Source organism: Kitasatospora sp. NPDC057512 (genome assembly GCF_042802135.1).
Lineage (GTDB): Bacteria > Actinomycetota > Actinomycetes > Streptomycetales > Streptomycetaceae > Kitasatospora.
Genome location: NZ_JBHVET010000848.1, coordinates 1 through 3,294 on the forward strand (window position 1 = coordinate 1; position 3,294 = coordinate 3,294).

Annotated in this window: 3 protein-coding genes; all 3 read left to right on the top strand. The window is 73.1% G+C overall.

Annotated features, from left to right (window positions below):
* Positions 1–64 precede the first annotated feature (64 nt).
* Positions 65–1,618 carry a TldD/PmbA family protein gene (locus ACFU6K_RS34695; protein WP_380669940.1) on the top strand — a complete coding sequence of 518 codons (1,554 nt, stop codon included), beginning with the start codon at positions 65–67 and terminating at the stop codon, positions 1,616–1,618.
* Positions 1,618–3,015 (top strand): metallopeptidase TldD-related protein, encoded by a 1,398-nt coding sequence (locus ACFU6K_RS34700; protein ID WP_380669936.1) that lies wholly within the window; start codon positions 1,618–1,620, stop codon positions 3,013–3,015. The genes ACFU6K_RS34695 and ACFU6K_RS34700 overlap by 1 nt, the downstream gene beginning before the upstream one ends.
* Positions 3,016–3,043: 28 nt before the next feature.
* Positions 3,044–3,294 (top strand): RNA 2'-phosphotransferase (locus ACFU6K_RS34705; protein WP_380669938.1); only part of this gene is annotated, 251 nt, incomplete at its 3' end.

Sequence of the window (3,294 nt, forward strand, 5' to 3'; positions counted from 1 at the left end):
GGTGCGGGCGCCCCTGTGGCGCCGCACCGCCACCCTCCGCGACCTGGGAGCCCGATTGCCTCCGATCCCTCCGGCCGATCGCTCCGGTGCCCCGCACGGGCGCACCGTCGACCCGGCGTTCCTCGCCCTGCCGCTGCGGCCGCTCGCCGACGCCGCCCTCGCCCGGGCCCGCGAACTCGGCGCGAGCCACGCCGACTTCCGCCTGGAGCGGATCCGCAGCGCCTCCTGGCGGCTGCGCGACGCGCGTCCGGCCGGCACCTCCGACAGCGTGCAGCTCGGTTTCGCCGTCCGGGTGGTGCTGGACGGCGCCTGGGGCTTCGCCGCCGGTGTCGACCTCACCCCCGACGCGGCGGCCCGGGTCGCCGAGCAGGCCGTCGCGGTGGCCCGCCTCTCCGGCGGGATCAGCCGGGCGGCCGGCTCCACCGAGCGGGTCGAGCTGGCCGACGAGCCGGTCCACCGGGACGTCACCTGGGTCTCCGCGTACGAGGTCAACCCCTTCGAGGTGCCGGACGCCGAGAAGACCGCGCTGCTCGCCGAGCGCAGCTCCCGGCTGCTGGCCGCCGAGGGCGTCTCGCACGTCCAGGCCGCCCTGCGGACCGTCCAGGAGAACAAGTTCTACGCGGACACCGCCGGCACGGTGACCACCCAGCAGCGGATCCGGGTGCACTCCGACCTGGAGGCCACCTCGGTCGACGAGCGCACCGGCGCCTTCGACTCGATGACGACCCTGGCCCCGCCGGTCGGCCGCGGCTACGAGTACCTCACCGGCACCGGCTGGGACTGGGACGCCGAACTCGCCGAACTGCCCGTCCTGCTGGCCGAGAAGATGCGGGCCCCGAGCGTCGAGGCCGGCCGCTACGACCTGGTGATCGACCCGACCAACCTCTGGCTGACCATCCACGAGTCGATCGGCCACGCCACCGAACTGGACCGCGCGCTCGGCTACGAGGCCGCCTACGCCGGCACCTCCTTCGCCACCTTCGACCAACTCGGCTCGCTGAAGTACGGCTCCGAGCTGATGCACGTCACCGGCGACCGCACCGCCCAGCACGGCCTGTCCACCATCGGCTACGACGACGAGGGCGTGGCCACGCAGTCCTGGGACCTGGTCCGGGACGGCGTCCTGGTCGGCTACCAACTCGACCGCCGCATCGCCGCCTTGAAGGGCTTCGAGCGCTCCAACGGCTGCGCCTTCGCCGACTCCCCCGCGCACGTCCCGGTGCAGCGGATGGCCAACGTCTCGCTCCGGCCGGCCGCCGACGGCCCGGACACCGCGGGCCTGGTCGCCCAGGTCGAGAACGGCCTCTACATCGTCGGCGACCGTTCCTGGTCGATCGATCAGCAGAGGTACAACTTCCAGTTCACCGGGCAGCGCGCCTACGCCATCAAGGACGGCGAACTCGCGGGCCAGGTCAAGGACTTCGCCTACCAGGCCACCACCACCGACTTCTGGGGCTCGATGGCGGCGGTCGGCGGCCCGCAGACCTACTTCCTCGGCGGCGCCTTCAACTGCGGCAAGGCGCAGCCCGGTCAGATCGCGGCGGTCAGCCACGGCAGCCCGTCGGCGCTGTTCCGCAACGTCAACGTGCTCAACACCCAGCAGGAGGCGGGTCACTGATGACCGCGAAGCAGCCCCACGAACTCGTCGAGCTGGCGCTCGGCCTCTCCCGCGCCGACGGCTGCGTGGTGATCGCCGACGAGGAGTCCACCGCCAACCTGCGCTGGGCCGGCAACGCCCTGACCACCAACGGCGTCACCCGCGGCCGCCGCCTCACCGTGATCGCCACCGTGGCCGGCGCCGAGGGCACCGCCTCCGGCGTGGTCTCCCGCGAGGCCGTCACCGCCGAGGAAGTGGAGGGCCTGGTACGGGCCGCCGAGGAGGCCGCCCGCGCGGCCGGACCGGCCGAGGACGCCCAGCCGCTGATCGCCGGCGGGCCCTCCTCGCCGGACTTCACCGAGCCGCCCGCGCTGACCTCCATCGAGGTGTTCGACGCCTTCGGCCCGGCCCTCGGCGAGGCCTTCGCCCGCGCCGCCGCCCAGGGCCAGCTCCTGTACGGCTTCGCCCGGCACGAGATGACCTCCAGCTACCTCGGCAGCTCCACCGGCCTGCGGCTGCGCCACGACCAGCCCACCGGCATGGTCGAGATCAACGCCAAGACCGCCGACCTCTCCAGCTCCGCCTGGGTGGGCGCCTCCACCCGGGACTTCGCCGACGTCGACGTCGCCGACCTGCACACCGAGCTGACCAGGCGGCTCGGCTGGGGTGCCCGCAAGGTGGACCTGCCCGCCGGGCGGTACGAGGCGCTGCTGCCGCCCTCGGCCGTCGCCGACCTGCTGATCGTCCTCAACTGGTCCTCCGGCGGCCGGGACGCCCAGGAGGGCCGGACGGTCTTCTCCAAGCCCGGCGGAGGCACCCGGATCGGCGACAAGCTCAGCGCCCTGCCGCTGACCCTGCGCTCCGACCCGCGCGAACCCGGCCTGGAGGCCGCGCCGTTCGTGCTCACCCACTCCTCCGGCGGGGACTACTCGGTCTTCGACAACGGCCAGCCGATCGCCGCCACCGAGTGGATCCGCGAGGGCGTGCTGAACGACCTGGTCACCACCCGCCACGCGGCCGCCCTCACCGGACTGCCGCTGCGCCCGGCGATCGACAACCTCGTGCTGGAGACGGCCGACCAGGAGTCCGCGCCGACCCTGGACGAGATGATCGCCCGCACCGAGCGCGGCCTGCTGCTCACCTGCCTCTGGTACATCCGCGAGGTGGACCCGGCGACGCTGCTGCTCACCGGCCTCACCCGGGACGGCGTCTACCTGGTGGAGAACGGCGAGGTCGTCGGCGAGGTCAACAACTTCCGGTTCAACGAGTCCCCGGTGGACCTGCTGAACCGGATCACCGAGGTGGGCCGCACCGAACGCTGCCTGCCCCGCGAGTGGAGCGACAACGTCACCCGCACCGCGATGCCACCCGTGCGTGTCACGGACTTCAACATGAGTTCGGTCAGCCAGGCCTCTTAGCCGCTGACCAACGGGGGATACGAGAGACATGATGGACGAGAAGCGCCTGGTCAGGGCGAGCAAGACGCTGTCGCGGATCCTGCGGCACGAGCCCGGGCTGGCGGGGGTCGTGCTGGACGCGGCCGGCTGGGTCCGGGTCGACGAACTGCTCGCCGGGCTCGCCGCCCGGGGCCGGCCGCTCACCCGGGCCGAGCTGGACCACGTCGTGGCGACCGACAACAAGCGCCGCTTCGGCTACTCGCCGGACGGTCTCTCGATCCGCGCCAACCAGGGCCACAC